Source organism: Streptomyces humidus (genome assembly GCF_014649655.1).
GTDB classification, from domain to species: domain Bacteria; phylum Actinomycetota; class Actinomycetes; order Streptomycetales; family Streptomycetaceae; genus Streptomyces; species Streptomyces humidus.
Genome location: NZ_BMTL01000140.1, coordinates 1 through 1,026 on the forward strand (window position 1 = coordinate 1; position 1,026 = coordinate 1,026).

At 68.2% G+C, this 1,026-nt stretch carries 1 protein-coding gene; it reads right to left on the minus strand.

Translation table 11 applies throughout. The features are described from left to right. A partial coding sequence (ispG, locus tag IE239_RS41445) for a flavodoxin-dependent (E)-4-hydroxy-3-methylbut-2-enyl-diphosphate synthase (RefSeq protein ID WP_190154604.1) occupies positions 1–1,026 on the minus strand: 1,026 nt, incomplete at both ends.

The window sequence follows — 1,026 nt, forward strand, 5'->3', positions numbered from 1 at the left end:
CTCCATCTGCTCGGCCAGCTTCATGGCCTCCTCGATGAGGGTCTCGACGATCTTCGACTCGGGGACGGTCTTGATGACCTCGCCCTTCACGAAGATCTGGCCCTTGCCGTTGCCGGAGGCCACGCCGAGGTCGGCCTCTCGGGCCTCGCCGGGACCGTTGACGACACACCCCATCACGGCGACGCGGAGAGGGACCTCCATGCCGGTGAGACCGGCCGTGACCTCCTCGGCCAGCTTGTACACGTCGACCTGCGCACGGCCGCAGGACGGACAGGAGACGATCTCCAGGCCGCGCTGCCTGAGGTTCAGCGACTCCAGGATCTGGTTGCCGACCTTGACCTCCTCCACCGGAGGCGCCGAGAGCGAGACGCGGATGGTGTCGCCGATGCCCTGCGAGAGCAGCGCGCCGAAGGCCACGGCGGACTTGACCGTGCCCTGGAAGGCGGGACCGGCCTCGGTGACGCCGAGGTGCAGCGGGTAGTCGCACTGCGCGGCCAGCTGCCGGTACGCCTCGATCATCACGACCGGGTCGTTGTGCTTGACCGAGATCTTGATGTCGCGGAAACCGTGCTCCTCGAACAGCGACGCCTCCCACAGCGCCGACTCCACCAGCGCCTCCGGCGTCGCCTTGCCGTACTTCTGCAGCAGACGGCGGTCCAGCGAACCGGCGTTGACCCCGATGCGGATCGGCGTCCCGTGCTCCGCCGCCGCCTTGGCGATCTCCCTGACCTTGTCGTCGAACTGCTTGATGTTGCCCGGGTTCACCCGCACCGCCGCACACCCCGCCTCGATCGCGGCGAACACGTACTTCGGCTGGAAGTGGATGTCCGCGATCACCGGGATCTGCGACTTGCGCGCGATCGTCGCCAGCGCATCCGCGTCGTCCTGCGTCGGACACGCCACCCGCACGATCTGACAGCCCGACGCCGTCAACTCGGCGATCTGCTGCAACGTCGCACCGATGTCCGACGTACGCGTCGTCGTCATCGACTGCACCGACACCGGCGCGTCCCCGCCGACCGCCAC